The organism is Pseudomonas viridiflava (genome assembly GCF_003702045.1).
GTDB lineage: Bacteria > Pseudomonadota > Gammaproteobacteria > Pseudomonadales > Pseudomonadaceae > Aquipseudomonas > Aquipseudomonas viridiflava_C.
The window spans coordinates 1-26,062 of record NZ_RBTP01000077.1 but is presented as its reverse complement, the minus strand read 5'-3'; the positions used below and the strand labels follow the sequence as shown (position 1 = coordinate 26,062).

Sequence of the window (26,062 nt, the reverse complement as noted above, 5' to 3'; positions counted from 1 at the left end):
GCCTGTCAATCACTGTGCTTGAGCAACAGCAGCGGGTGGCGTCCAGACCACGTCAGCAATGCTGAGCGGCTTGGGGATCAACTTGAGCTGGTAAAAGGTGTCGGCAATCTTCTGTTGAGCCGCGACCACGGGCGGCGTGATGAACAGCGCGCCGTACCCCTGACGCTTGACCGAGGTCAGCGTGATGTCGGCTGGCAGCCCGAGCAATGGCGCAACCTGCTTGGTCACTTCGTCAGGGTTGGCCTTGGACCACTCGCCCACCGCGCGCACTTCTTCGATCAACGCCTGAATCACCTTCGGGTTTTTCTGCGCGTAGGGTTTGGTCGCAAGGTAGAACTGATGGTTGTCGACAATGCCGGAACCGTCTCTCAGCGTGCGCGCCTGCAGTTGCTTCTCGGCAGCAGCCTGGTAAGGGTCCCAGATGACCCAGGCATCGACACTGCCACGCTCGAAGGCGGCGCGGGCGTCGGCTGGCGGCAGGAATACGGTTTGAATATCGGAATACTTCAGGCCAGCGTCTTCCAGCGCACGGACCAGCAGGTAATGCACGTTGGAGCCCTTGTTGAGGACGACTTTCTTGCCTTTGAGGTCCTTGACCGACGTGATCGGCGAGTCCTTGGGCACCAGAATCGCTTCGCTGGTCGGCGCGGGCGGTTCATAGGCGACGTACAGCAGATCGGCACCTGCCGCCTGCGCGAACACCGGAGGCGTTTCGCCGGTGACGCCGAAGTCGATTGAGCCGACGTTCAAGCCTTCGAGCAACTGCGGGCCGCCGGGGAATTCGGTCCATTGCACTTTGACGCCCTGCTCCGCCAGGCGCTTTTCAAGCGAGCCCTTGGCCTTGAGCAACACCAGCGTGCCGTATTTTTGATAACCGATGCGCAGGTCCTCGGCCTGAGCCTGGCTCAAGGCACCGAACGTAACAGCAGCAGCCAACAGAGCGGCCAAACCTCGACGCAAACTCACAGTGCGCATGGCGCGCTCCTCTACCGGGTATGGGTTGGCGGAAACCGCCGGAATGAGGGAGACAGTAACAGCGATTTTTTATATCTATAAATCTCATTTATTCATTTGGTTATTCCATACGGAGATATACAGAGCGCTGCTTTGAGAGCAGCATGAATCTGAACATACCGTATCGCTTCATCGTCGGACGCGGAGCGTTCTGAGAGGCGTTACCACGCAGAGCATGGGAACGATCGTGCCCACTCCGCGTGGGCAGGCAGCCCGTGACGCTCTGCGTCACTTTCCTGAGTGAACGCAGTAGCAACGAACATGACCTTCCTCAAACACCGCCCATAAAAAAGGGCCGATCAATCGGCCCGAATACCCCACGCTTGGTGAATCTGGAATCAACGGTTCGGCTGAGGCGTCAGGCGCAGGTATGGCGTAACGGCCTTGTAGCCTTTTGGAAAGCGCCGTTTTATCTCTTCCTCGTCCTTGATCGACGGCACGATCACCACATCCTCACCGTCCACCCAATTGGCGGGCGTGGCGACTTTGTAGTTGTCAGTCAGTTGCAGAGAGTCGATCACGCGCAGAATTTCGTGGAAGTTACGCCCGGTGCTGGCCGGATACGTGATAGTCAGGCGCACCTTCTTGTTCGGATCGATCACGAACAACGAGCGCACCGTCAGCGTATCGCTGGCATTGGGATGAATGAGGTCATACAGATCGGATACTTTGCGGTCAGCGTCCGCCAGGATCGGAAAGTTGACCTGGGTGTTCTGGGTGGTGTTGATGTCGTCGATCCATTTGACATGCGAGTCGACAGGGTCCACCGACAGCGCAATGGCTTTGACGCCGCGCTTGGCAAACTCGTCTTTCAATTTGGCGGTGAACCCCAGCTCTGTGGTGCACACCGGCGTGAAGTCTGCTGGGTGAGAGAACAACACACCCCAGTTGTCGCCCAGCCATTCATGGAAGCGTATGCGGCCCTCACTGGATTCCTGTTCGAAGTCAGGGGCGATATCGCCAAGTCGCAGTGTCATGGTGTGGCTCCTTGTCTTGTTCGATTGAGTCTTTCAGTTAAGACCTACTGTGCCTGCGGGTGAAGTAAATTAAAAAGAATGGATATAGCGGTGGTTAGATCAATAAAGAATATAAAAATACAGGTAAAAGAAACCCCGCACGGGGCGGGGTCTCTTTGACGCTCAATACACTTACATGAAGTTGTAGGTGTAGTTGAAGATCAGACGGGTCTGATCGGTGTCAGCAGTTGTTGCGCTGTCGCCGCGGAAAGTACCGTGACGCAGAGTAGTGCCGAAGCCCTTGAGTGGACCGCTCTGGATGACGTAGTCAACACGCATGTCGCGTTCCCACTCGGAGTGAGAGTCACGAGCACGGTTCACGTCACGGATATCATCACCGCTCAGGTAGGCAATCGCAGCTTTCAGACCTGGAACACCAACCTTGGCGAAGTCGAACGAGTACTGACCAAACGTGGTGTTTTCACCCGCGCGGTTGAAGCCGTTGATCATCGAGTCAGTGAAAAGGTAGAAGCTGGAGCCGCCGTTACCCTCCAGGCTGCCAACGCCGTTGTTTTTACGAACGTTGCCTTGGCCGAGGTAAACCATGCCGCCGTCGTCGCCTACCTGCTGGTGACCAACCATAAGTGCGTGGCCGCCCAGAGTGTAGGTGAACATGGCAGACCAGGTCTGGTTATCAACTTCGCCCGGAGTCTTGGCATAGCCACCGTTGTTGCTGAAGCTATAGCCAGAGGTGTTGCTGCTGTTCTTGCCATCAGCGCTGCTGTTGAAATAACGCAGGTCAGTCTTGAAGGACTGGTTGTCGTTGATCTGGTAGACGTGAACCAGACCCAGGAAGTGCTGCTTGTAGAAGTCTTCCAGGTTGGCGTAGTAGTACTGCAGGGTCAGATCTTTGGTGACTTTCCAGTCGGCACCGGCAAAGCGGAACTCGTCACTGGTCTTGGCGGCACCGGCTACGGACAAGTCAGTCCAGTTGCTCGAAGCACGGCCAATGGATTTGCTCAGCTGACCAGCAGTGAAGGTCACATTGTCCAGATCCTTGGAGGTCACGATGCCGCCTTGGAAGGCTTGCGGCAACAGACGGCCATCGTTGCTGACCAGAATCGGCAGGTTAGGCGCGAGAGCGTTACCCACTTTCAGCTCGGTCTTGGAGAAGCGGATCTTGGCGTTGGCGCCGGCACGGCTCCAGTCGCTGACAGAAGAACCGTCAGTGTCGGTCGGAACAACGGTGTTAGCCGTGTTGGCGTTGTGGTGCTGAATGCCACCACCCAGATGCAGCCCCATTACTGCCTGTACATCAAGACCGAAACCAACGGTGCCTTGAGTGTAGCCCGACAGGTAGTCGAACTTCAGGCCGGTAGCGGTTTCACGCTGGTCCGAAGCACTAACGCCTTCACGAAGGTCGTTGTTGAAATACAGAGTACGAGAACTGATAGACGCTTTACTGTCTTCGATGAAACCAGCTGCACCGGCCTGTTGCGCCAATACACCAACGGTTACGGCCAGGGCCAGGGTGGACTTCTTCATTGCAACGCTCCTCGTGAATCTAATTTTTTATTTCCACAGTGCCGGGCATTTTTGCCCTGACCCGTGGATTCGCGCAGGTGACAGGCCCGACCCTGAGGTCAATGGTTTCTGTACACCCCGACTGCATGACTAGACCGCGCATGTCGGTGGCTGGACGGTAGTGAAAACCCTGAAGATCAGAAAGGAATCAATTAAGCCCCAATCAATAACTTTTCGGCATATGTCACAACTCGTGTCAATCACGACGTCACGGAGTGTATCGACCTCATTCACTAATTCACAAAGTATATTTTGCGACCGTTCGTCAGATCGTTCTGTTTCGTGCAACCAAAAGGCCAGTTCAAGACCCGCCAGTCACGCCCAACCCAAAGAAAGCCTTTAGCCATCTCAGCTAAAACCCTTACAGATCGGGAGCTTCGGAGAGAATAGGGAGCAAATGTTACAGTTGTCACCGCTCTGCAGACGCGCCCACGCCTGCTTCAAATATTTCATGAAGAATGATTTTTAAGGTGCCCACAGCTCCATTTTTGCCCTTTGATACGCCCTCGACACAGGCGCATGGGTGAACAAATACGGTGTTTTACTGTCGTGCGCCGATCCTGTGAGCCAGTTGGCAGATGCAGAATAGACGTGAATGTGCAGATTGCCCGCTCCGCTTTCTCTAAAAAGAGACAAACCGTTTCTAAGCTAATGCACAAAAGTTATTTATTTGTAGATTCTTAGATCATTTAGTCTCCGAACTCAGCCACTTTCCCGGCCCGCCTGATTCGGAGCTTCACCATGAAACTGCATTTTTCCCTGCGTCTGCTCACAGCGCTGTCGCTGACAGGCGCGGCCTTCTTCGCCCAGGCGGCCGACTTCACCGTGGCCTATCAAACCACCGTTGACCCGGCCAAGGTGGCCCAGTCCGATAATGCGTATGAAAAAGCCACCGGCTCGAAAATCGCCTGGCGCAAGTTCGAGAACGGTGCGGACGTCATTACCGCGATGGCCTCCGGCGATGTGCAGATTGGCTACCTCGGCTCAAGCCCGTTCACCGCAGCCGCTACACGCAAGCTGCCGGTGGAAACCTTCCTGATCGCCACCCAGATAGGGGCCGCAGAAGCGTTGGTCGCACGCGACGGCTCGGGCATCAATTCGCCGCAAGACCTGATCGGCAAGAAAATCGCCGTGCCATTCGTTTCCACCGGCCACTACAGTCTGCTGGCCGCGCTCAAGCACTGGAACATCGACCCGGCCAAGGTGACGATCCTGAATCTCGGTCCGCCTGCCATCGCCGCAGCATGGAAGCGCGGCGACATTGACGCCACTTACGTGTGGGACCCGGCCCTGGGTGTTGCCAAGGAAACCGGCAAGGTGCTCATTACCTCCGGTGAACTGGCCAAGGTCGGTGCGCCGACATTCGATGCCTGGATCGTGCGCAAGGATTTTGCTGCCCAGCACCCCGAGGTGGTCAGTGCCTTCGCCAACGTCACGCTCGACGCTTACGCGCGCTATCGCCAGGACCCGAAAGCCTGGATCGCCGATGCCTCCAACATCGACAAGCTGACTCGACTTTCCGGGGCCAAGGCGGCGGACATTCCAGACCTGTTGCAAGGCAATGTCTATCCATTGGCTGCTGAACAGACAGCGCTGCTGGACGCCCCCACCATCGAAGCGGTGACCAAGACGGCCGCTTTCCTCAAAGAACAGGGCAAGGTCGATGCGGTGCTGCCTGACTACTCGCCTTACGTCACGGCCACGTTCATCGCCCACTGATCAATCCTGAAGGAGCCAAGGGTCATGGCCTTACTGAAGCTGGAGCGCATCGGCGCACAGTATCCGGGCGCAGCACACCCCGTACTGACCAACATCAACCTGAGCCTGGGGCCGGATCAACTGTTAGTGGCGCTGGGCCCTTCCGGCAGCGGCAAGACGTCGCTGTTGAACCTGATTGCAGGCTTCATCAAGCCTGACAGCGGACGCATCACACTGGACGGCACGCCTGTCGAAGGTCCCGGTGCCGAGCGCGGCGTCGTGTTCCAGGACGATGCGTTGTTGCCGTGGCAAAACGTGCTGGCCAACGTTGCCTTTGGCCTGGAGCTGGCAGGCGTCGGTCGGGCCGAACGGGAAGCGAAGGCGCGCGAAATGCTTGCATTGGTGGACCTGAGCGGCTTTGAGCAGAGGCGTATCTGGGCGCTTTCCGGCGGACAACGCCAGCGCGTCGGTCTGGCGCGGGCGCTGGCCGCAGATCCTCGGGTGCTGTTGATGGACGAGCCATTCGGCGCGCTGGACGCCTTCACACGTGAAAGCATGCAGGAGTTGCTGCTGCAGGTCTGGCGGCGCACGGCCAAGCCGGTGTTCCTGATTACCCACGATATAGAAGAGGCCGTGTTCCTGGCCACGGACCTGATCCTGCTGGCGCCCGATCCGGGTCGCATCGCCGAACATTTGCGCCTGGACTTCGGCCAACGCTACAGCGCAGGCGAATCGGCGAGGGCGATCAAATCCGATCCACGCTTCATTGAAACCCGCGAGCATGTGCTGGCCAGCGTCTTCTCCCAACGTGTGCGGGAGCAGCACGCATGAACAGTTATGAACTGAGCGACCCGGTTAAACCCCGTGCCCCGGTCCGCAAGCCGCGCCTGTACCTGAGCACCCGGGCCATCAGCGTCGCCACATTGGTGGGGCTTCTGACCCTGTGGTGGGCCGTGACCGCAGCCCAGTGGATCGACCCCCTGTTTTTGCCGCCGCCCTCGGCCGTACTGGAAAAAGCCTGGCTGCTGCTGACCAAGGGCTACATGGATTCCACGCTATGGCAGCACCTGGGCGCCAGTCTGCAACGTATCGGGCTGGGCCTGGGGGCAGCGATTCTGACGGCGATTCCGGTGGGGATCGCCATCGGGCATAACCGTATTGCCCAAGGCATTCTCGATCCGCTGATCGAGTTCTACCGCCCTATTCCACCGTTGGCTTATCTGCCGCTGATCGTGATCTGGTTCGGCATCGGCGAGTTTTCCAAAGTGCTGCTGATTTATCTGGCGATCTTCGCGCCCATCGCGATTGCCACCGCAACCGGCGTGCGCACGGTCGATCCCGCCCGAGTCCGCGCCGCGCAATCGCTGGGTGCCACGCGCTGGCAACTGATCCGCTACGTCATTTTGCCCAGCGCACTGCCGGACATCCTCACCGGCGTTCGCATCGGGCTGGGTGTGGGCTGGTCGACACTGGTCGCCGCCGAGCTCATCGCCGCCACCAGCGGGCTGGGCTTCATGGTGCAGTCGGCCGCGCAGTTTCTGGTCACTGATGTGGTGGTACTGGGGATTCTGGTGATCGCCATCATTGCCTTCGTGATGGAGCTGAGCCTTCGAGCGCTGCAACGCAGGCTGGTGCCCTGGCACGGTCAACATCATTGATGTCGGCAGGTAATTGCACACTGACCACGCCGACAGCTCGGCGCTTTAAAGAAAGAGATCGGCCATGAGTTTGCACATCACACCCCTCAGCTTCGCCCTCGGCGCGCAAATCAGCGGTATAGACCTGAGCCGCGACCTGAACGGCGAACAACGCCATCACGTCGAGCAGGCATTGCTTGAACATCACGTGCTGTTCTTTCGTGACCAGCCGCTGACGCCTCGACAGCAGGCACGCTTTGCGGCGAATTTTGGTGATCTGCACATTCACCCGATTTACCCGAATGTGCCGGAGCAGCCGGAAGTGCTGATTCTGGACACCGCCGTGACCGATGTGCGGGACAACGCCGTCTGGCACACCGACGTCACGTTCCTGCCGACGCCAGCAATGGGTGCAGTACTGAGCGCCCGACAGTTGCCGCCTTTCGGTGGCGACACGTTGTGGGCAAGCGGCATTGCGGCCTATGACGCGCTGTCGGAGCCGCTGAAGCGCCTGCTGAACGGGCTGACTGCAACCCATGACTTTACCCGTTCGTTTCCGCTGGAGCGCTTTGGCAGCACACCGCAAGATCTGGTGCGCTGGGAAGAGGCACGGCGCAAGAACCCGCCGCTGTCGCATCCGGTCGTTCGCACGCATCCGGTCAGTGGTCGTCAGTCGTTGTTCGTCAACGAAGGCTTCACGACACGGATCAATGAGCTGGAACCTTCCGAGAGTGAGGCGATTCTGAAGCTGCTGTTCAGCCACGCCACCCGACCGGAATTCACCCTGCGTTGGCGCTGGCAGGAAAACGACGTGGCGTTCTGGGACAACCGCTCAACGCAACACTACGCAGTGGACGATTACCGCCCCCAGCGCAGGGTCATGCACCGAGCGACGATTCTCGGGGACGTGCCGGTGTAAGGCATAAAGTGCATCAGCTTGGGGTGACGCGCCGTTTCGATGCTCAAATTGAGTGCATAAATCAGAGCGCCAGTTGCATGATCGGGGCGGCTGAACGAAAAGATTCGACAAGTCCGGGTTCTTCAAACCCGCTAAACGGCGCTTTTCAGACCCTTGAGCAGGTTTTATCACTTCTTTTGCAAAAACTGGCACGCGGCCTGCAATAGGTACTACATCACCTGTTTTGGGGACCTTGGTACAGGCAGGCCGGGGAATCCCCTCTTTTATTCCTCCCGGAGACTGACCTCCAGTCTCCAGCGCCCGTCCACCTTCTCAGTGCGCCAGTCGCCATGAAGTGGACGGGCTGCCAGGAGCGTCAGCACCAACCCCTTCTCTCCTCGTTCCAGCTTCCAGCGCGCAACCTTGCTGTCGAACCGCAATTGGCCGCTCCACGGCCGTCCCGAAGCATCGAGCCTGAGCACTACTGCGCCGTCCACCGTGCCGCCCTCATAGCGGGGCTCTTCGTCGAACCACAACGCCAGGCCCGTCGGCAGCTCTTCAATCTGCTCCAGTTCAACCGGCACCGGTTGCTGCAAACGACCAATGATTGTGCCGACGGTAAAGCCGACAATCGCCATCGAACCAAGAACACGCGGCCATAGCTTCGGTCTGGGGTCCTCTTCGGGGGTAGAATGCAACCCGTCCTTTTGTTCGGAGCCGTGCATGTTTCACGTCATCCTTTTTCAACCAGAAATTCCGCCGAATACCGGCAATGTCATCAGGCTGTGCGCCAACAGTGGCTGCACCCTGCATTTGATCGAACCCTTGGGTTTCGAGCTGGACGATAAACGCCTGCGCCGGGCGGGCCTCGACTATCACGAGTATGCCACGCTGCAGACGCATGCCGACTTGGCCAGTTGTCTGGAAAAACTCGGTAACCCACGGCTGTTCGCCTTCACCACCAAGGGTTCACGGCCGTTTCATGACGTCAGTTTCCAGCCGGGCGACGCTTTTCTGTTCGGCCCGGAAAGCCGGGGCCTGCCTGCCGAGATTCTCGACTCGCTGAGCGGCGACCACCGCCTGCGCCTGCCCATGCGCGAAGGCTGCCGCAGCCTGAACCTGTCCAATACCGTGGCCGTGGCCGTCTACGAGGCGTGGCGACAGCATGGGTTTGCGTAACGCTTGAATCGGACGCGGAGCCTCCAGAGAGGCGTTACCACGATGGAGCGTGGGAACGATCCACAGCGTGCATCACTTCACGCAGCAGGCATGCACAAAAAAGCGCCCCGAAAGGCGCTTTTTCATTCAGCCGTAACGCTTACTGAACAGTCGGCGTTTCGCCAGCTTCCTGCATGCGTTGCAGTTCCTGTGCGTACAGCGCGTCGAAGTTCACCGGGGCCAGCATCAGCGCAGGGAACGAGCCGCGGACAACCAGGTTGTCGATGGCTTCGCGAGCGTAAGGGAACAGGATGTTCGGGCAGAAAGCGCCCAGGGTGTGGCTCATCGAACCGTCGTCCAGGCCCTTGATCAGGAAGATACCGGCCTGCTGCACTTCAACGATGAACGCAACTTCGTCGCCGTTGTTGACGGTCACGGACAGGGTCAGCACCACTTCGTAGAAATCGCCTTCCAGCGGCTTCTGACGGGTGTTGAGGTCCAGGCTGACGGTCGGCGTCCACTCCTGGCGGAAGATCGCCGGGCTTTTCGGTGCTTCGAAAGACAGGTCGCGAACATAGAGACGCTGCAGGGAGAATTGCGGAGCGTTTTCTTCTTCGTTGGCCACGGCGCCGTTGTTCGGTTGATCGGTCATTTCGGATCCTTCTCAAATAAAGCGATTAAGTTGGGGAATCAGCCCAGCAATGCGTCGAGCTTGCCAGCGCGTTCCAGAGCGAACAGATCATCGCAGCCACCGACATGAGTCGAGCCGATCCAGATCTGCGGTACCGAGGTGCGACCGGCCTTCTTGGTCATCTCGGCACGAACCTGCGGCTTGCCATCGACCCTGATTTCCTCGAAGGCCACACTCTTGCTCTGCAACAACTGCTTGGCACGTATGCAATACGGGCAGTAGTCGCTGGAATAGACGATGACTTGGGCCATTTTCATTTCACCAAAGGAAGGTTGTCGCCGCGCCAGCTGGAGATGCCGCCGGACAGCTTGGCCGCCTTGAAGCCGGTCTTGAGCAGTTCACGGGCGGTGCTGCCTGCATGCTGCCCCATTGCGTCGACGATGATCAACGTCTTGTCCTTGTATTTCTGCAGTTCTGCGGTGCGGGTCAGCACTTTGTCCTGCGGAAAGTTCAGGGAGCCGACGATGTGGCCGTTGGCGAAGTCCTTCTTGGAGCGCACGTCGATCACCACGCCCTGGTCGCTGTTGACCAGTGCGGTCAGCTCGCGAGTGCTCAGGCTCGCGCCGCCTTTGCTCAGTTCATAAGCGATCAGCAGTCCCAACAGAATGACGAAGGCACCGGTGATCAAATAGTGGTTAGTAGCGAATTCAAGCAGATGAGCAACCATCGGTAGGTTCCAGGGCGTTAAAATGTCGGCCAGTATACACAGCACCCAAGGTGGGCCAAAGTCCGTACGGCAGTGACGCCGTTTGAACTTGTCCTTAAAATGCCGATCCCTTGTTCTTTACTTCAACCAGCCTCGAGTGGGTTCTATGACTGCCACCCCAAAACCTCTGGTCCTTATCATCCTGGACGGCTTCGGACACAGCGAACACCGTGAAGGCAACGCGATTCTGGCCGCGAAGATGCCGGTCATGGATCGCCTCTACAAGACCATGCCCAATGGCCTGATTTCAGGCTCCGGCATGGATGTCGGTCTGCCGGACGGGCAGATGGGCAACTCTGAAGTCGGCCACATGAACCTGGGTGCCGGCCGCGTGGTGTATCAGGATTTCACTCGAGTGACCAAGGCGATCCGCGACGGCGAGTTCTTCGAGAACCCGACCATCTGCGCCGCCGTGGACAAGGCGGTTGCCGCTGGCAAGGCTGTACACATCATGGGCCTGCTGTCCGATGGCGGCGTTCATAGCCACCAGGATCATTTGGTCGCAATGGCCGAGCTGGCCGTCAAGCGCGGTGCCGAGAAGATTTACCTGCACGCGTTCCTGGATGGCCGCGACACACCACCGCGCAGCGCGAAGAAATCCCTTGAGTTGATGGACGAAACCTTCGCTCGCCTGGGCAAAGGCCGCACGGCCACGATCATCGGCCGTTACTTCGCGATGGACCGTGACAATCGTTGGGATCGCGTTTCCAGCGCTTATAACCTCATCGTCGACAGCGCGGCACAATTCCAGGCAGACAGCGGCGTTGCAGGGCTTGAGGCCGCTTACGCTCGCGATGAAAACGACGAATTCGTCAAAGCCACTCGCATCGGAGAGCCTGCCAAGGTTGAAGATGGCGACGCGGTGGTATTCATGAACTTCCGCGCCGACCGTGCTCGCGAATTGACCCGCGTATTCGTCGAGGACGATTTCAAAGACTTCGAGCGCGCCCGCCAGCCGAAGGTCAACTACGTCATGCTGACCCAGTACGCCGCCAGCATCCCGGCGCCGTCTGCGTTTGCAGCAGGCAGCCTGACGAATGTGCTGGGAGAGTACCTGGCCAACAACGGCAAGACCCAGTTGCGCATTGCCGAAACCGAGAAATACGCCCACGTCACCTTTTTCTTCTCTGGCGGCCGCGAAGAACCGTTCCCGGGTGAAGAGCGCATCCTGATTCCGTCGCCGAAAGTGGCCACCTACGACCTGCAGCCGGAAATGAGCGCGCCGGAAGTGACCGACAAGATTGTTGACGCCATTGAGCATCAGCGTTACGACGTGATCGTTGTGAACTACGCCAACGGCGACATGGTTGGCCACAGCGGCATCATGGAAGCGGCTATCAAAGCGGTTGAGTGCCTGGACGTCTGTGTCGGCCGAATCACTGAAGCGCTGGAAAAGGTCGGTGGCGAAGCATTGATCACCGCAGACCACGGCAACGTCGAACAGATGACCGACGACCACACCGGCCAGGCCCACACTGCACACACCTCCGAACCCGTGCCGTTCGTGTACGTTGGCAAACGCCAGCTGAAAGTCCGCGAAGGCGGCGTTTTGGCTGACGTTGCGCCGACCATGCTGCACCTGCTGGGCATGGACAAGCCGCAAGAGATGACGGGCCACTCGATCCTCATAAACGAGTAATCCGCTAAAAACCGGCACATAGCCATCAGGCAGTGCCGGTTTTTTGTGTTACAGGTCCTAAAGCAGTACACGCGGGACGTTTTTTTTGTACACCATGCCGGGCATACTAGGCCTGACATTTTTTCTCACAATTCCTCGGTATCGCCCACCCTCATGCTTCGCGCCTTGATCGCCCTTGTTCTGATCTGCCTGCTCAATCCGGCGTTTGCCGAAGACGAGCGTGTGCAAACCCAAAAACAGATTGATGCTGCGCGTCAGGATGTGGCCGAGTTGCAGAAAGTCCTGAACAAGCTTCAGGAAGAACGCACAGGCGTCCAGAAGGACCTGCGCACCACTGAAACGGAAATGGGCAAGCTGGAAAAGCAGGTCGAGGTCCTGCAAAAGGAACTAAAAAAGACCGAAGCCGAGCTGACAAAGCTCGACAATGAGAAAAAAAAACTGAATAGCGCCAAAGTCGAGCAGCAGCGCCTTATCGCCATCCAGGCCCGCGCCGCCTACCAGAGTGGCCGCCAGGAATACCTCAAGCTTCTGCTCAACCAGCAACACCCCGAAAAATTCGCCCGCACCCTGACCTATTACGACTACCTGAGCCAGGCCCGCCTGGAGCAGTTGCGCAACTTCAATGAAACCCTGCGCCAGTTGGCAAACGTCGGCAAAGACATCGACCTGCAACAGGCGCAACTGCTGGTTCAGAAGAGCAACCTTGACAGCCAGACCGAAGAGCTGGCCAAGGTTCGCCAGGAACGTCAGCAGGCGTTGGCTAAACTCAATCAGGACTACAAGGCCCGCGATCAGAAGATGCAGGCCCGTCAGCAGGACCAGGCCGATCTGGCCAAGGTGCTGAAGACCATCGAAGAGACGTTGGCCCGGCAGGCCCGCGAAGCCGAAGAGGCACGTCAGAAAGCGCTATTGGCGGCCAAGGAAGCGGAAGAGAAACGTCAACGTGAAGCCGAGGCGGTCGCTCGCAACAACGACACAAAGAGCAGCAGCAAGGACGATGAACCCGCTCCGCGCCGCCCGGTCAAAAGCCCCGGCGCGCTGGTTTCCAGTGCCGGTGTTTCGTACGGCGGACCTTTTGCCGAGGCCAAAGGAAAACTTCCTTGGCCCATCGATGGTCGACTGCTTGCACGTTTCGGTGAAGCGCGTGGTGATGATGCGCGGACCAAATGGGACGGCGTCATGATCAGCGCATCGGCCGGGAGCCAGGTACATGCGGTGCACGGAGGGCGGGTTGTATTCGCCGACTGGTTGCGCGGCGCCGGGCTTCTGGTCATTCTCGACCACGGTAATGGCTATTTGAGCCTGTATGGACACAATCAGAGCCTGCTCAAGTCGGCAGGCGACATTGTAAAAGCCGGTGAAGCGATTTCCACCGTAGGCAACAGCGGCGGTCAGGACACATCAGCGTTGTACTTTGCTATTCGTCAGCAGGGTCGCCCCAGCGATCCAGCCCAATGGTGCCGCACTCAAGGATAAGTCGGCACCAATACCCGTAGGAGCTCGTTAGACATGCTGCATTTGTCCCGCCTCACCTCGCTGGCCCTGGCGATTGCCATCGTTATCGGTGCGCCTCTGGCGCAAGCTGCCGAAAAAACCACGCCAGCCACGACAGCAGCAGTTGCTCCGGCCAATGCCACCGCCAAGCCCCCGTTGCCGCTTGAGGAGCTGCGCACGTTTGCCGAGGTCATGGATCGGGTGAAAGCTGCCTACGTCGAGCCGGTGGATGACAAGACTCTGCTGGAAAACGCCATCAAGGGCATGCTTAGCAACCTTGATCCGCACTCCGCTTACCTGGGCCCGGAAGACTTCCAGGAGCTGCAGGAAAGCACCAGCGGCGAGTTCGGCGGCCTGGGCATCGAAGTCGGTGTGGAAGATGGCCTCGTGAAAGTGGTTTCGCCCATCGACGACACACCTGCCTCCAAGGCGGGTATCGAAGCTGGCGACCTGATCGTCAAGATCAACGGCGCGCCGACGCAGGGCCAGACCATGCAGGACGCGGTCGACAAGATGCGCGGCAAGATCGGCGAGAAAATCACCCTGACTCTGGTACGCGACGGCGGCACGCCGTTCGACGTGACGCTGGCGCGCGCGACCATTCAGGTCAAGAGCGTCAAGGCGCAGATGCTTGAAAATGGCTACGGTTATATCCGCATCACCCAGTTCCAGGTCAAGACCGGCGATGAAGTGGGCAAGGCGCTGGCCAAGCTGCGCAAAGACAACGGCAAGAAGATGAGCGGCCTGATTCTGGACCTGCGCAACAACCCTGGCGGCGTATTGCAGTCGGCGGTGCAGGTGGCGGATCACTTCCTCACCAAAGGCCTGATTGTCTACACCAAGGGCCGTATCGCCAACTCCGAGCTGCGTTTCTCGGCCGACCCGGCAGACGCCAGCGAAGGCGTGCCTTTGGTCGTCCTGATCAACGGCGGTAGCGCCTCGGCGTCGGAAATCGTCGCCGGTGCCTTGCAGGACCAGAAACGCGGCATCCTGATGGGCACCGACAGCTTCGGCAAAGGCTCGGTGCAAACCGTGCTGCCACTGAACAACGACCGTGCGCTCAAGATCACCACGGCGCTGTACTACACGCCGAACGGTCGCTCGATTCAGGCGCAGGGCATCAACCCGGACATCGTGGTGCGTCGCGCCAAGGTCACTAACGAAGTCGATGGCGAAAACTACAAGGAAGCCGACCTGCTCGGCCACTTGGGCAACGGCAACGGCGGCGCAGACAAACCGACCCTCAAGGGCGGTGCAGCAGCCAAGGCACGTCCGCAGGACGATGATTTCCAGCTTAGCCAGGCACTCAGCCTGCTCAAAGGGTTGAGCATTACGCGCGGCAACTGACGGATGCGTATTCTCAGTTTCATGCTGCTGGCGTTCTCGCTGGCTGGTGCTGCCCACGCAGCGCCAGCCGAGTCTGGAACACAACCTGCAAAAGCCTACCTCAGCCTGATCATCGATGACCTGGGTCAGAATCCGGACCGCGACAGCCGCACCCTGGCGCTGCCCGGCCCGGTCACACTGGCGATCATGCCCGATACACCCCACGCCACCGAATTCGCCCGCCAAGCCCATCGCGCGCGCAAGACGGTCATGCTGCACATGCCGATGGACCCCGCCACCGGCCCTTATGCCTGGCACCCCGAACTGCCCTTGCCGGAACTTGAAAGCCGCCTGAATGCTGCCCTGCTCAAAGTGCCGTACGCAGCCGGCATCAACAACCACATGGGCAGCCGCATGACGGCCGAACCCGTTGCAATGGCGTGGCTGATGGAAGAATTGCAGCGCCGCCATATGTTCTTCGTCGACAGCCGCACCAGCGCCAAGACCGTTGCCGCCGCCCAGGCGCAACGTATTGGTCTGGCCAGCGTGTCTCGCGATGTGTTCCTGGACGATGAGCGCACTGCCGAGGCCATCACCCGGCAGCTACAGACGGCAATCAAGCTGGCGCACAAGCAGGGCTCGGCCGTGGTCATCGGCCACCCCTACCCCGTCACACTGGATGTGCTTGAGCGCGAATTGCCCAAGCTCAAAGCACAAGGCGTGGAGTGGATCGAACTGCGGGAGATGATCAGCCAACGCGGCAACAAGGCTATGGCCGGTCATGGCAAAGACGGGACCTATCGCTAGGCTCTACAGGTAACGGTCACGGATCTTTTTCAGCAGGCCTTCGTCACGCATCGTGTCGAGTGCCCGCTGCAAGCGATCAACCACCTCTTGCGGCGTATCCTTGTTCAAGGCCAGGTAAAGCTCGGCGGTGTGAAAACGCAATACCGTCTTGAGGTCGTTGATGCCTTCCTGCTTGGCCAGATAAAGGCCCACGGGGTCAGCAGTGGCCCAAAGGTCAATCTGCCCGCTCACCAGTTTGCGAGCGTTGTCCTGATCACGCAGCATCACCACCGGATCAAGCCCATTGAGCGTCAAGTACTCGGCGACCGCGTCGCCCTTGTACGCACCAATCTGATAACCCTTGGCCTGCTCCAGGCTCGACAGCGTCACCGTGCTGTTGGCGGGCGCGAGCAAGACCCAGTCTACCGGCCCGATAGGCCCGACCCATTTGAAGAGTTTTTCCCGCTCCGGCGTGCGGACGGTGGAGAACACCCCATAACCGTGCTTTTCCAGCGCAAGCTTATAGACCCGCTCCCAAGGAAAGCGCAGGGTCAGGTTGTAGCCCACACCGGCACGCTTGAACATCTCACGAACCGCATCGACCGCAATCCCGTTGATGTTGCTGTCCTGAGCGAAATTCTTGCCATCAACCGCCATGTTGTAAGGCGGGTAATTTTCGGTCAGCAGAACGACTGAATAGGCTGAAGAATCGCCGCCTCGGGCGACCTCGCTGAGCAGAACACCCGCTCCGATCAGTGCAAGAAAAAGACGTTTGAACATGTTCCGGCACTCGATCCTTGACGACGCATGCAGAGTGCCGCGAACCCGATGCAGTGTCTAGCCCGGTGCTCTTCGATGTAGCTTATAAGCAATAGTGCAAAGCACAGACGCGGCCCTGAACGAAAACGAGCATTGTTCCGTTCAAGCCATTGGCTCGAAAAAACAACGCTCGTTACGGCCCAACCACTCAGCGCATCACGATCCCGCGGCTGGCCATGTAGGCCTTGGCTTCAGGCACCGTGTATTCGCCGAAGTGGAAAATACTCGCGGCCAGTACGGCACTGGCGTGGCCTTCAAGCACGCCAGCGGCCAGATGCTCAAGGTTGCCCACACCGCCCGAGGCGATTACCGGAATGCCCAGCGCATCGCTGATGGCGCGGGTGACGCCCAGGTCGAAGCCATTCTTCATGCCGTCCTGATCCATGCTGGTCAGCAGGATTTCGCCAGCGCCCAGGTCTTCCATCTTTTTCGCCCAGAGCACCGCATCCAGCCCGGTAGGCTTGCGCCCGCCGTGGGTGAAAATTTCCCAGCGCGGCGTTTCGCCCGGCCCGGAAACTTTCTTGGCGTCGATGGCAACCACGATGCACTGCGAACCAAAACGGGCGGCGGCTTCGCCAACGAACTCGGGATTGAAGACAGCGGCGGTGTTGATCGACACCTTGTCGGCACCGGCATTGAGCAGGTTGCGGATGTCCTGCACGGTACGCACGCCGCCACCCACGGTCAGCGGGATGAACACCTGGCTGGCCATACGCTCGACGGTGTGCAGTGTGGTGTCACGGCCATCGACGCTGGCCGTGATGTCCAGAAAGGTGATTTCGTCGGCACCCTGCTCATCGTAGCGACGAGCGATCTCCACCGGATCACCTGCATCCCGGATGTTCTCGAACTTGACGCCCTTGACCACTCGACCGTTGTCGACGTCCAGGCAAGGGATGATGCGTTTGGCTAAGGCCACAGGATCATTCTCCGGTTAATTGAAGCAGCGCAGGCTTATTCAGCGGTATGGCTTAGCGCTGTTCCAGATCACACAAGGCCTGAGCCTCGGCGACATCCAGCGTGCCTTCGTAGATGGCGCGACCGGTGATAGCACCGATGATGCCCGGCGCTTTGGCATCCAGCAGCGCCTTGATGTCACCCAGATTATGAATGCCGCCCGACGCGATGACCGGAATTCGCGTTGCAGCCGCCAGCGCAGCGGTGAACGGGATATTGCAGCCCTGCATCATGCCGTCTTTGGCGATGTCGGTGTACACGATGGCCGACACGCCGTCGGCTTCAAAGCGCTTGGCCAGGTCGATGACCTGCACTGAGCTGACTTCAGCCCAGCCGTCGGTCGCGACGAAACCGTCTTTGGCGTCCAGACCGACAATCACTTTGCCAGGGAACGCACGGCAGGCTTCTGCCACGAACTCAGGCTCCTTGACGGCCTTGGTGCCGATGATCACGTAGCTCACGCCCGCCTTGACGTAGTGCTCGATGGTTTCCAGCGACCGAATACCGCCGCCAATCTGGATCGGCAGGTTCGGGTAACGACGCGCGATGGCCGTCACCACGTCGCCGTTGACCGGCTGACCTTCGAACGCACCGTTGAGGTCGACCAGATGCAGACGGCGGCAACCACCCTCGACCCACTTGGCGGCCATCGCCACCGGGTCATCGGAGAACACCGTGGAATCTTCCATGCGGCCTTGACGCAGGCGTACACAGGCGCCGTCTTTAAGGTCGATAGCGGGGATAATCAGCATCGGGAAACCTACTTGTCCGGAAATTAGTTTTTCTCGAGCGCCCACAGGTCACTTTCGATGCTCTCGAACCTCTCCTTGAGGTGCTGCTGAACATCGAAAATGGCTCGATTGTAGTAATGCGGGGCAATCTCGCGCGTGAACAGCTCAAGCACCTCGGCCACCTCAAACGACCCCAGCTCCAGCTCGAAGCGCTCTGCAAACAGGCGCTTGAGCTTGTCGATCGCCTGCTGCTCGTGCTCGGGCGAGAGGGTCAGGATGGGTGGCTTGGTCTTGGCTTTGCTCATGTCGATTACCAGCGACCGTCCCACGCAGCGAAGTTCTGCAGCAGCTGCAGGCCGTGCGTATGGCTCTTCTCGGGGTGGAACTGCACGGCAAAGCGCGAACCGTCGGCCAGCGCTGCGGCGAAGTCGAGGCCGTAACGACCACGGCCCACCACCTGACGCGGGTTGACGGCGTCGATGTAGTAGCTGTGGACGAAATAGAAGCGCGCCAGATCGGGAATGTCATGCCACAGTGGGTGATCGACCGATTGCGTGACCTGATTCCAGCCCATGTGCGGCACTTTCAAGTGCTCGCCGTCTTCATGCAGGTCCTTGCCGAAGAACTTCACCTGGCCCGGAAACATGCCGATGCAATCCACGCCGTCGCTCTCTTCGCTGCTGTCGAGCAAGGCCTGCATGCCGACACAGATACCGAGAAACGGGCGGTCCTTGCTGACTTCCTGCACCAGCGAATCAAAACCCAGACGGCGGATTTCGGCCATGCAGTCGCGAATCGCGCCCACGCCCGGAAACACCACACGGTCGGCTTCACGAATCACATCGGCGTCGCTGGTGATCAGCACACGGCCTGCGCCAACGTGCTCCAGGGCCTTGGCGACCGAGTGCAGGTTACCCATGCCGTAATCGATGACCGCAAATGTCTGCATCAGAGCACACCCTTGGTGGAAGGCATCTGCCCGGCCATGCGCTCATCCAGCTCGACCGCCATGCGCAGGGCACGGCCGAAGGCCTTGAAGACCGTCTCGATCTGGTGGTGAGTGTTGTGGCCACGCAGGTTGTCGATGTGCAGCGTCACGTTGGCGTGGTTGACGAAGCCCTGGAAGAATTCCTGGAACAGGTCGACGTCGAAGCCACCGACAGTGGCGCGGGTATACGGGACGTGCATCTGCAGGCCCGGACGACCCGAAAAGTCGATGACCACACGCGACAGCGCTTCATCGAGCGGCACGTAGGCATGGCCGTAACGGCGAATGCCTTTCTTGTCGCCGATGGCCTGGCTGAACGCCTGCCCCACCGTGATACCGACGTCTTCCACCGTATGGTGGTCGTCGATTTCCAGGTCGCCCTTGCATTCGATGTCCAGGTCGATCAGCCCGTGTCGGGCGATCTGGTCGAGCATGTGCTCAAGGAAAGGCACACCGATATCGAATCGGGCCTTTCCGGTGCCATCCAGGTTGATCGAGGCTTTGATCTGGGTTTCCAGAGTATTGCGCTCGACGTAAGCCTTACGTTCGGCCATCACCAGCTCCGCAAAATCATTGGGCGAAAAAGGCGATCATTATAGGCCCAGAACGGCCCCGCATGAAGCAAACAGACGACAGACAGGGGATTTACTGCGCTTCGTCCTTTTGCGCCTCGCAACAGACGCTGGACCGTGGGAGCGGACTTGTCCGCGAATGCCGTATTTCAGTCGGTGAATCTTTATCCGATTCTCCGGCCTTTTCGCGGACAAATCCGCTCCCACAAAACTGATTTCTTCCAATGAGTGACGTATTTTTGGCCAAGAGGCGGCTTTGTATCGAAAACGGCGCGCCTCTGCCTGGAGAAGAAATCAGCTGAAAAGGCCTGCAATCGCATCGCAGACCTTGTCGATATTCCCCTCGTTCAGCCCGGCCAGGCACATGCGGCCGCTGCGGATCAGGTAAACGCCGTGGGTGTCTTTCAGCTCGTCGACCTGTGCCGGCGTCAGGCCGGTGTAGCTGAACATGCCGTTCTGCCGAAGGATGAAGCTGAAGTCGTGCTGCGGGACCTTCTGCGCCAGCACCGCCACCAGACGGGTCCGCATGTCGAGGATGCGCTGACGCATCACTTCAACTTCAGTCAGCCACTGATCACGCAATTGCGGTGAATTGAGCACGCGGGCAACCACCTGAGCGCCATAGGCAGGCGGGCTGGAATAGTTGCGGCGCACCGTGGCCTTGAGCTGACCCAGTACGTTGATGGCCGAGGCGCTGTCTTCGCAGACCACCGACAGCCCGCCTACGCGTTCGCCGTACAGCGAGAAAATCTTCGAAAACGAGTTGCTGATAAACGCAGTAACGCCAGCATCCGTCATTGCACGGATCGCGTAGGCGTCTTCGTCCATGCCCTTGCCGAAACCTTGATAGGCGATGTCGAGAAACGGAATCAGCTGACGAGCCTTGACCACCTCGACCACTTGATCCCACTGCGCAACGGACAGATCCGCGCCCGTCGGGTTGTGGCAGCACGGGTGCAGCAACACGATGCTGCGTGCAGGCAATTGCTGCAACGCATCCAGCATGGCATCGAACTTCACGCCGCCCGTTTGCGCATCGAAATAGGGATAGGTATTGACCTTGAAACCCGCGCCGCCAAACAGCGCGTTATGGTTTTCCCAGGTCGGATCACTGACCCATACCTGCGAATCCGGGAACGCATATTTGAGGAAGTCAGCACCCACTTTCAACGCGCCGGAGCCACCCACGGTCTGAATCGTGGCGACACGCCCGGCCAGCACGGCAGGATTGTCGGCACCAAACAGCAAGGTCTGTACCGCCTGACGATAAGGCGCGAGGCCTTCCATCGGCAGGTACAACGAAGCGACCTGCTCACCTTCGGCCAGTTGCTGCTGCGCGCTTGCCGCTGCGTCCAGACGCGGAATGCGACCCTGTGCGTCGTAATACAGACCGATGCTGAGGTTGACCTTGTCGGCGCGGGGATCCTTGCCGAAGGTTTCCATCAACGAAAGGATCGGATCACCGGCGTACGACTCCACATGGGCTAGCATGCAAACAACTCCTTAAAGAATGAAATCAGGCCGGGGAAGAGTCGGGCCTGTGGTTCTGCTACGGGATATTACCCCCCGCCCGGCTCTCTCGTCTTGCCACACAACCCCGAAAACCGGGCAAAAAAAAGCGCGTACACCGAAGTGCACGCGCTTTTCAGGACTCGCAGACTGTTAGTGGAACAGTACGGCGGTCTTTTGCAACGTGACCCAGACGCCCCACGCCAGCGGGATGCCCACTGCCAGCCAGGCGGCGATCACCAGCGGCTTGCTGCCGGCCGATGCTTTCCATTCCAGCGAAGTGGTCGCGTCAGCGCCCTTGTCGTGGCCGATGGCTTGTTCAGCCGCCAGCTCCGCGTCGGTCATGAAGTACTTGTCGGCAACCGGACGAATCAACAGGTTGCAGATGAAGCCCAGTACCAGCAGACCGGCAAGGATGTACAAGGTGATGTCGTAGGCATCGGCACGAGCAACACCGTGGCTGAGTTGGTACTCACGCAGGTAGTTGACCAGTACCGGACCCAGTACACCGGCCGCAGCCCAGGCAGTCAGCAGACGACCGTGGATCGCACCGACCATCTGCGTACCGAACAAGTCGGCCAGATAGGCAGGCACGGTGGCGAAACCGCCGCCGTACATCGACAACACGACGCAGAACGCAGCAACGAACAGCGCGATGCTGCCCATGTGGCCCAGTGTCGGCACCGATGCGTACAGCACGAAGCCCAGTGCGAAGAACACGAAATACGTGGCTTTACGACCGATGTAGTCCGAGCACGAGGCCCAGAAGAAGCGACCACCGATGTTGAACAGGCTCAACAGACCGGTGAAGCCCGCAGCGATGGCGGCAATGGCTTTCAGTTGGTCAGCGCTGAGCTGGCTGAACGTCAAGTCGTTACCCAGCAGCCTGCCGGCGAACACTTCCTGCAACAGTGGCGAGGCCATGCCCAGGATGCCGATACCGGCCGAAACGTTCAGGCACAGCACCAGCCAGACCAGACGGAATTGCGGTGTCTTCCAGGCCACGCTGACGTGAACGTGACGGTTGGTGATCATCGCGTTCTTGGCCTTGGCCGCCGGAGCGGTCCAGCCTTCAGGTTTCCAGCCGGTCGGTGGAACGCGGTAGCCCAGTGCGCCGCCAATCATGAAGATGAAGTAAATCACCGCCATCACGACAAAGCTCTGCCACACACCCACGCTATCAGCCGAAGCGAAGTGGCCCATCAGGAAGGTCGCCAGAGGTGCCCCCACCATCGCGCCGCCGCCGAAGCCCATGATCGCCATGCCGGTCGCCATGCCGCGCTTGTCCGGGAACCACTTGATCAGGGTCGACACCGGCGAGATATAGCCAAGCCCCAGACCGATACCCCCAATGACACCCGAGCCCAGCCACATCAGCCAGATCTGGTGGGTATAAATACCCAACGCAGAAATCAGCAGACCGCCACACCAGCACAGTGCCGATACGACACCGGCCTTGCGTGGACCTGCGTGCTCCAGCCAGCCACCCCAGATGGCAGCCGAGCAGCCCAGGAAGATAAAGAACAGGGTGTAGATCCAGCCCAGCATGGAAATCTGCCAGTCACAGGTCGATGCAAACATCTGTGCAAAGAAGCCCATGTCCGGTGTGCACGCGACGGGTGCCGAAACACCGACCGCTTTCGACAACGGCAACCAGAAAACCGAAAAGCCGTAAGCCATACCAATACAAAGATGGATGGCCAGTGCGGCGGGTGGAACAAGCCAGCGGTTGAAACCGGGCTTGGCGATAATGCGCTCTTTGGACAAGAACGCAGGCTGAACGGCAGCGCCGCCCAATGCTGTGCTTGTGCTCATTATAATTACCCCAATGTGTGAAGCATGCAGATGGTCCCGCTGACCCGCCACAGACTCCGTGCCGAGCGGCCATGTCTGTTTTATCGGCAGGTTGTTCAGATACGTGACAAAAAGACGCACCTGAGCCAGCAGATGCGGAGACTATCACTTACTGATGGCCAATAAGCATCTTGTTACAGTGTTTTTATTATTAATATCACGTACTTAATCCACGTTATCTATGACCCCATAGATGCAGTCAATTAAACATCAGGAGAAGCAGCATGCCGGTCTTAGTTGGGCTATTAAGTTCGCCCACTTTTCAGGATCAGGAAGACCTGCACAAGATATATCGTGACGCGCCAGAGGACTTACTGCCGCCTTTCACCAGCGCGACCCATTTGATCGACAGCGCACTGGCCGAAGGCACCTTGGTGGTGGGGCGTTTCAATGACCGATTGCTGGGCGCAGCGCGACTCGACCGAAGTGAGGCTGTCTGGCAGCTGTCTTATCTGTGCGTGCGCAAACCGACCCGTCGACGCGGCGTTGCCGAGCGAATAGTCTCCCACGTGCAGAAACTGGCCCGGGAAGCAGGTTGCGAACTACGCTTGCTGGCAACCGTCGAGCGTCCCGAAGTCCTCGCTCTGGCGGCCAAGCTTTCCGTGCCGCTGGACGCCGCAACGCCCTGAATGATCGGGCGTCATCCAGCCATGAAGGCATCCGAAGCCCGAGACCCTCCTCAGAGCGGTATACTCGTGGGCTATTTTTGAACATCGACACAAGGACTCGCCCATGAAAGCGTTCGGCAAAATCCTGGGGCTGTTTATTCTCGGGCTGTTGCTGATCATCGTGGCTCTTGGCTTTGCCTTGACCCATCTGTTTGATCCCAACGACTACAAAGACGAGATTCGGCAGTTGGCACGCGAAAAGGCTAACGTCGAGCTGACGCTCAATGGCGATATCGGCTGGAGCCTGTTTCCCTGGCTTGGGCTGGAGCTGCATGACGCCCACGTGGCGACCCTGACTGCGCCGGATCAGCCCTTTGCCGACGTGCAAATGCTGGGTTTGTCCGTTCGAGTCCTGCCGTTGCTGCGCAAACAGGTGCAGATGAGCGATATCCGCGTCGAAGGCCTGAACCTGATGCTGCATCGCGATGAGCAGGGTCACGGCAACTGGGAAGACATCGGCAAGCCGCCTGCCGTTGCGTCCACCGACGGGAAACCGGATGCCACACCCACGCCGACGCCGGAAACACCAAAACCTGAACGCACTGCGCAACCCCTCAGGCTCGACATCGACAGCCTGACCGTCAATAACGCCCGCGTGGATTACAGCGACGCCCGAAAAGGTCAGACCTTCACCGCCGAAAGCATTCAGCTAAGCACCGGCCCCATTCGCGAAGCGTCCGACATCCCGATCAAGCTGACGGCCTTCCTGAGCACCAACCAGCCCGTCGTGCGCGCCAAGACCGAACTGGTCGGCGCACTGCGCATGGACCGCGTGCTCAAGCGCTACCAATTCGAAGACATGCGCCTGTCCGGCGAAGTCGCTGGCGAGCCGCTCAACGGCAAGATCGTGACCTTCTCGGCCCAAGGCCAGTTGCTGGTGGACCTGGCGGCCAACATTGCCGAATGGAACAGCCTGAAGATCTCGGCCAACCAGTTGCGCGCGTTGGGTGAGTTGCGCGCGCGTGACCTGGACAAGACGCCACAGATCAGCGGCGGCCTGTCCGTCGCCCAGCTCGATGTGCGCAATTTCTTCGACAACATTGGGCAGCCACTGCCGCCCATGAGTGAAGGCGCGCTGAGCAAAGTTGAAATGGTCACGCGCCTCAGCGGTACACCGGCCAGCGTGGTGCTGGATGGTCTGAACCTGAAAGTCGACGACAGCACCTTCACCGGTCGCATCGCGATAGACGATTTCGCCAAGCAGGCCCTGCGCGTTCAGCTTAAAGGTGACACCTTCGACGCCGACCGCTATCGCCCGGCTGAAAGCGAGGAAAGCAAAGGTGCCAAGGCTGCGCGTAAGTCCGAAGTGCAGAGCGGTGAAGCTGCCGCTGTCGCAGGGGATTCGCCGCTGCCCGAACAGCCCACCAAGGCTGCCTGGAGCACAGCAAAACTGTTACCGCTGGAGCGGCTGCGCACGCTGGATGTCGACGCAGACGTCAGCCTCGGCAAGCTGACCCTGAACAAACTGCCCATCGACAATGCCGTGCTCAAGACTCAGGCATTAGGCGGGGTCATCAAGCTCGATACGCTCAGCGGCAACTTGTACAACGGTAACTTCGAGGTCAAAGGCAACCTGGATGCGCGCCCCGACCTGCCGACCATCAGTGTGCAAACGCGCACCTCCAAAGTGCCGGTGGACCGTGTCCTGGAAAGCCAGGGCCAGACACCGCCCGTGCGCGGCCTGATGACGCTGAACAGCAGCCTGACCGGCCAGGGCAACAGTGAGAAAGCGCTGATTGACAGCCTCAATGGCACGGCCAGTTTCGCGCTCACCAATGGCGTGCTGGTCAACGCCAACCTCGAACAGCAGCTGTGCAAGGGCATTTCGACGCTCAACCGCAAACCGCTGACCGGTGAACCCCGCGCTAAGGACACGCCGTTCCAGCAACTGGATGGCAATCTGGTGATCCGTAACGGTGTCGCGAGCAACCCGGACCTGAAAGTGCGCATCCCCGGCCTGACCGTCAACGGCAACGGCGATGTGGACCTGCGCGTGCTGGGCATGAATTATCGCGTCGGCATCATCATTGAAGGCGACAAGAGCGACATGCCGGACCCGGCTTGCGAGGTCAATCCGCGTTATGCCGGTATCGAGTGGCCGGTGCAGTGTCGCGGCCCATTGGAACTGGGTGCAAAAGCCTGCCGCCTGGACAAGGAAGGCGTCGGTCAGATCGCCGCGAAACTGGCTGGCGACCGGATCAGCGAAAAACTTGAAGACAAGCTCGACGAGAAACTGGGCGACAAAGTCAGCCCCGAACTCAAAGACGCGCTCAAGGGATTGTTCAAGCGCTAGAAAAGCAAGGCGGCGCAATGTCCCTGACACAGCGCCGCCTCACAGCAAACAAAGGACTGTAGGGGCGCGCTTGCCCGCGACAGC

At 59.2% G+C, this 26,062-nt stretch carries 26 protein-coding genes; 11 read left to right on the top strand and 15 right to left on the bottom strand.

Going from position 1 to position 26,062, the window contains the following annotated elements:
* Positions 1–9: 9 nt before the first annotated feature.
* The 3 genes from ALP40_RS24905 to ALP40_RS24895 form a co-directional block, all read right to left on the bottom strand.
* Positions 10–975: a sulfonate ABC transporter substrate-binding protein gene (locus ALP40_RS24905; RefSeq protein ID WP_122210791.1), complete on the bottom strand. Its 966-nt coding sequence runs from the start codon at positions 973–975 to the stop codon at positions 10–12.
* A gap of 377 nt (positions 976–1,352) precedes the next feature.
* A complete protein-coding gene (locus ALP40_RS24900) occupies positions 1,353–1,991 on the bottom strand; it encodes a peroxiredoxin (RefSeq protein WP_122210790.1) in 639 nt (212 codons plus the stop codon).
* 171 nt (positions 1,992–2,162) lie between these two features.
* Positions 2,163–3,515: an OprD family porin gene (locus ALP40_RS24895; protein ID WP_122210789.1), complete on the bottom strand. Its 1,353-nt coding sequence runs from the start codon at positions 3,513–3,515 to the stop codon at positions 2,163–2,165.
* 780 nt (positions 3,516–4,295) lie between these two features.
* Between ALP40_RS24895 and tauA the strand changes: the two genes are divergently transcribed.
* The 4 genes from tauA to tauD all read left to right on the top strand — a co-directional run bounded on the left by tauA (position 4,296) and on the right by tauD (position 7,808).
* A complete protein-coding gene (gene tauA, locus ALP40_RS24890; protein ID WP_122210788.1) occupies positions 4,296–5,273 on the top strand; it encodes a taurine ABC transporter substrate-binding protein in 978 nt (325 codons plus the stop codon).
* A gap of 24 nt (positions 5,274–5,297) precedes the next feature.
* Positions 5,298–6,083, top strand: coding sequence for a taurine ABC transporter ATP-binding subunit (tauB, locus tag ALP40_RS24885; protein WP_122210787.1), 786 nt, complete (start codon positions 5,298–5,300; stop codon positions 6,081–6,083).
* A complete protein-coding gene (gene tauC / locus ALP40_RS24880; RefSeq protein ID WP_122210786.1) occupies positions 6,080–6,910 on the top strand; it encodes a taurine ABC transporter permease TauC in 831 nt (276 codons plus the stop codon). Before tauB ends, tauC begins: the two co-directional genes overlap by 4 nt.
* Before the next feature lie 64 nt (positions 6,911–6,974).
* A complete protein-coding gene (tauD, locus tag ALP40_RS24875; protein WP_122210785.1) occupies positions 6,975–7,808 on the top strand; it encodes a taurine dioxygenase in 834 nt (277 codons plus the stop codon).
* A 263-nt stretch (positions 7,809–8,071) separates the two neighbouring features.
* On the opposite strand, the gene ALP40_RS24870 is transcribed toward tauD, so the two are convergent.
* Entirely contained in the window at positions 8,072–8,512 is a 441-nt protein-coding gene (locus ALP40_RS24870) for a hypothetical protein (RefSeq protein WP_122210784.1), read from the bottom strand.
* On the opposite strand from ALP40_RS24870, the gene trmL reads away from it, so the two are divergent.
* Positions 8,511–8,966, top strand: coding sequence for a tRNA (uridine(34)/cytosine(34)/5-carboxymethylaminomethyluridine(34)-2'-O)-methyltransferase TrmL (trmL, locus tag ALP40_RS24865; protein ID WP_122210783.1), 456 nt, complete (start codon positions 8,511–8,513; stop codon positions 8,964–8,966). The two genes, ALP40_RS24870 and trmL, sit on opposite strands and share 2 nt — an antisense overlap.
* Before the next feature lie 139 nt (positions 8,967–9,105).
* On the opposite strand, the gene secB is transcribed toward trmL, so the two are convergent.
* Genes secB through ALP40_RS24850 form a run of 3 tightly spaced genes read right to left on the bottom strand, consistent with a single transcriptional unit; the run spans position 9,106 to position 10,303 of the window.
* Positions 9,106–9,597: a protein-export chaperone SecB gene (secB, locus tag ALP40_RS24860; RefSeq protein WP_122210782.1), complete on the bottom strand. Its 492-nt coding sequence runs from the start codon at positions 9,595–9,597 to the stop codon at positions 9,106–9,108.
* A gap of 38 nt (positions 9,598–9,635) precedes the next feature.
* Entirely contained in the window at positions 9,636–9,887 is a 252-nt protein-coding gene (gene grxC / locus ALP40_RS24855) for a glutaredoxin 3 (protein WP_029243875.1), read from the bottom strand.
* Between the two features lie 2 nt (positions 9,888–9,889).
* A complete protein-coding gene (locus ALP40_RS24850; RefSeq protein WP_024685360.1) occupies positions 9,890–10,303 on the bottom strand; it encodes a rhodanese-like domain-containing protein in 414 nt (137 codons plus the stop codon).
* A gap of 145 nt (positions 10,304–10,448) precedes the next feature.
* Here ALP40_RS24850 and gpmI point away from each other — a divergent pair, with 145 nt between their 5' ends.
* The 4 genes from gpmI to ALP40_RS24830 all read left to right on the top strand — a co-directional run bounded on the left by gpmI (position 10,449) and on the right by ALP40_RS24830 (position 15,608).
* The gene (gpmI, locus tag ALP40_RS24845) at positions 10,449–11,981 is read left to right on the top strand and encodes a 2,3-bisphosphoglycerate-independent phosphoglycerate mutase (RefSeq protein ID WP_122210781.1); all 1,533 of its coding nucleotides are present in this window, start codon (positions 10,449–10,451) and stop codon (positions 11,979–11,981) included.
* Positions 11,982–12,134: 153 nt separating this feature from the next.
* Positions 12,135–13,457: a murein hydrolase activator EnvC gene (locus ALP40_RS24840; protein ID WP_122210780.1), complete on the top strand. Its 1,323-nt coding sequence runs from the start codon at positions 12,135–12,137 to the stop codon at positions 13,455–13,457.
* A gap of 33 nt (positions 13,458–13,490) precedes the next feature.
* The gene (locus ALP40_RS24835) at positions 13,491–14,822 is read left to right on the top strand and encodes a S41 family peptidase (protein WP_122210779.1); all 1,332 of its coding nucleotides are present in this window, start codon (positions 13,491–13,493) and stop codon (positions 14,820–14,822) included.
* Between the two features lie 3 nt (positions 14,823–14,825).
* Positions 14,826–15,608, top strand: a complete 783-nt coding sequence (locus ALP40_RS24830) for a divergent polysaccharide deacetylase family protein (protein WP_122210778.1) — start codon at positions 14,826–14,828, stop codon at positions 15,606–15,608.
* Positions 15,609–15,611: 3 nt separating this feature from the next.
* On the opposite strand, the gene ALP40_RS24825 is transcribed toward ALP40_RS24830, so the two are convergent.
* From ALP40_RS24825 to ALP40_RS24790, 8 genes are all read right to left on the bottom strand, one after another.
* Positions 15,612–16,367: an ABC transporter substrate-binding protein gene (locus ALP40_RS24825; protein WP_122210777.1), complete on the bottom strand. Its 756-nt coding sequence runs from the start codon at positions 16,365–16,367 to the stop codon at positions 15,612–15,614.
* Between the two features lie 187 nt (positions 16,368–16,554).
* Complete coding sequence (hisF, locus tag ALP40_RS24820; protein ID WP_122210776.1) at positions 16,555–17,325, bottom strand: imidazole glycerol phosphate synthase subunit HisF; 771 nt, start codon at positions 17,323–17,325, stop codon at positions 16,555–16,557.
* Positions 17,326–17,377: 52 nt separating this feature from the next.
* Complete coding sequence (gene hisA / locus ALP40_RS24815) at positions 17,378–18,115, bottom strand: 1-(5-phosphoribosyl)-5-[(5-phosphoribosylamino)methylideneamino]imidazole-4-carboxamide isomerase (protein WP_029243878.1); 738 nt, start codon at positions 18,113–18,115, stop codon at positions 17,378–17,380.
* Positions 18,116–18,138: 23 nt separating this feature from the next.
* Positions 18,139–18,399 (bottom strand): DUF2164 domain-containing protein, encoded by a 261-nt coding sequence (locus ALP40_RS24810; RefSeq protein WP_122210775.1) that lies wholly within the window; start codon positions 18,397–18,399, stop codon positions 18,139–18,141.
* 5 nt (positions 18,400–18,404) lie between these two features.
* Positions 18,405–19,043 (bottom strand): imidazole glycerol phosphate synthase subunit HisH, encoded by a 639-nt coding sequence (gene hisH / locus ALP40_RS24805; protein ID WP_122210774.1) that lies wholly within the window; start codon positions 19,041–19,043, stop codon positions 18,405–18,407.
* Positions 19,043–19,636, bottom strand: coding sequence for an imidazoleglycerol-phosphate dehydratase HisB (hisB, locus tag ALP40_RS24800; protein WP_004883084.1), 594 nt, complete (start codon positions 19,634–19,636; stop codon positions 19,043–19,045). Before hisB ends, hisH begins: the two co-directional genes overlap by 1 nt.
* Before the next feature lie 312 nt (positions 19,637–19,948).
* The gene (locus ALP40_RS24795) at positions 19,949–21,145 is read right to left on the bottom strand and encodes an amino acid aminotransferase (protein ID WP_122210773.1); all 1,197 of its coding nucleotides are present in this window, start codon (positions 21,143–21,145) and stop codon (positions 19,949–19,951) included.
* A gap of 171 nt (positions 21,146–21,316) precedes the next feature.
* A complete protein-coding gene (locus tag ALP40_RS24790) occupies positions 21,317–22,978 on the bottom strand; it encodes an OFA family MFS transporter (RefSeq protein WP_122210772.1) in 1,662 nt (553 codons plus the stop codon).
* Between the two features lie 263 nt (positions 22,979–23,241).
* Between ALP40_RS24790 and ALP40_RS24785 the strand changes: the two genes are divergently transcribed.
* On the top strand, positions 23,242–23,646 hold the full coding sequence (locus ALP40_RS24785) for an acetyl-CoA sensor PanZ family protein (protein ID WP_122210771.1): 405 nt from the start codon (positions 23,242–23,244) through the stop codon (positions 23,644–23,646).
* Positions 23,647–23,749: 103 nt separating this feature from the next.
* Complete coding sequence (locus ALP40_RS24780) at positions 23,750–25,978, top strand: AsmA family protein (RefSeq protein WP_122210770.1); 2,229 nt, start codon at positions 23,750–23,752, stop codon at positions 25,976–25,978.
* Positions 25,979–26,062: the final 84 nt, after the last annotated feature.

What these genes read in the sequence shown, in the direction of transcription:
- gpmI (WP_122210781.1), top strand. Translation starts at nt 10,449, where the DNA reads ATGACTGCCACCCCAAAACCTCTGGTCCTTATCATCCTGGACGGCTTC.
- hisB (WP_004883084.1), bottom strand. Translation starts at nt 19,636, where the DNA reads ATGGCCGAACGTAAGGCTTACGTCGAGCGCAATACTCTGGAAACCCAG.
- tauB (WP_122210787.1), top strand. Translation starts at nt 5,298, where the DNA reads ATGGCCTTACTGAAGCTGGAGCGCATCGGCGCACAGTATCCGGGCGCA.
- ALP40_RS24825 (WP_122210777.1), bottom strand. Translation starts at nt 16,367, where the DNA reads ATGTTCAAACGTCTTTTTCTTGCACTGATCGGAGCGGGTGTTCTGCTC.
- trmL (WP_122210783.1), top strand. Translation starts at nt 8,511, where the DNA reads ATGTTTCACGTCATCCTTTTTCAACCAGAAATTCCGCCGAATACCGGC.
- tauA (WP_122210788.1), top strand. Translation starts at nt 4,296, where the DNA reads ATGAAACTGCATTTTTCCCTGCGTCTGCTCACAGCGCTGTCGCTGACA.
- ALP40_RS24870 (WP_122210784.1), bottom strand. Translation starts at nt 8,512, where the DNA reads ATGCACGGCTCCGAACAAAAGGACGGGTTGCATTCTACCCCCGAAGAG.
- ALP40_RS24785 (WP_122210771.1), top strand. Translation starts at nt 23,242, where the DNA reads ATGCCGGTCTTAGTTGGGCTATTAAGTTCGCCCACTTTTCAGGATCAG.
- ALP40_RS24835 (WP_122210779.1), top strand. Translation starts at nt 13,491, where the DNA reads ATGCTGCATTTGTCCCGCCTCACCTCGCTGGCCCTGGCGATTGCCATC.
- ALP40_RS24895 (WP_122210789.1), bottom strand. Translation starts at nt 3,515, where the DNA reads ATGAAGAAGTCCACCCTGGCCCTGGCCGTAACCGTTGGTGTATTGGCG.
- tauC (WP_122210786.1), top strand. Translation starts at nt 6,080, where the DNA reads ATGAACAGTTATGAACTGAGCGACCCGGTTAAACCCCGTGCCCCGGTC.
- ALP40_RS24900 (WP_122210790.1), bottom strand. Translation starts at nt 1,991, where the DNA reads ATGACACTGCGACTTGGCGATATCGCCCCTGACTTCGAACAGGAATCC.
- ALP40_RS24790 (WP_122210772.1), bottom strand. Translation starts at nt 22,978, where the DNA reads ATGAGCACAAGCACAGCATTGGGCGGCGCTGCCGTTCAGCCTGCGTTC.
- secB (WP_122210782.1), bottom strand. Translation starts at nt 9,597, where the DNA reads ATGACCGATCAACCGAACAACGGCGCCGTGGCCAACGAAGAAGAAAAC.
- tauD (WP_122210785.1), top strand. Translation starts at nt 6,975, where the DNA reads ATGAGTTTGCACATCACACCCCTCAGCTTCGCCCTCGGCGCGCAAATC.
- ALP40_RS24850 (WP_024685360.1), bottom strand. Translation starts at nt 10,303, where the DNA reads ATGGTTGCTCATCTGCTTGAATTCGCTACTAACCACTATTTGATCACC.
- hisA (WP_029243878.1), bottom strand. Translation starts at nt 18,115, where the DNA reads ATGCTGATTATCCCCGCTATCGACCTTAAAGACGGCGCCTGTGTACGC.
- ALP40_RS24810 (WP_122210775.1), bottom strand. Translation starts at nt 18,399, where the DNA reads ATGAGCAAAGCCAAGACCAAGCCACCCATCCTGACCCTCTCGCCCGAG.
- ALP40_RS24780 (WP_122210770.1), top strand. Translation starts at nt 23,750, where the DNA reads ATGAAAGCGTTCGGCAAAATCCTGGGGCTGTTTATTCTCGGGCTGTTG.
- ALP40_RS24840 (WP_122210780.1), top strand. Translation starts at nt 12,135, where the DNA reads ATGCTTCGCGCCTTGATCGCCCTTGTTCTGATCTGCCTGCTCAATCCG.
- ALP40_RS24795 (WP_122210773.1), bottom strand. Translation starts at nt 21,145, where the DNA reads ATGCTAGCCCATGTGGAGTCGTACGCCGGTGATCCGATCCTTTCGTTG.
- ALP40_RS24905 (WP_122210791.1), bottom strand. Translation starts at nt 975, where the DNA reads ATGCGCACTGTGAGTTTGCGTCGAGGTTTGGCCGCTCTGTTGGCTGCT.
- grxC (WP_029243875.1), bottom strand. Translation starts at nt 9,887, where the DNA reads ATGGCCCAAGTCATCGTCTATTCCAGCGACTACTGCCCGTATTGCATA.
- hisH (WP_122210774.1), bottom strand. Translation starts at nt 19,043, where the DNA reads ATGCAGACATTTGCGGTCATCGATTACGGCATGGGTAACCTGCACTCG.
- ALP40_RS24830 (WP_122210778.1), top strand. Translation starts at nt 14,826, where the DNA reads ATGCGTATTCTCAGTTTCATGCTGCTGGCGTTCTCGCTGGCTGGTGCT.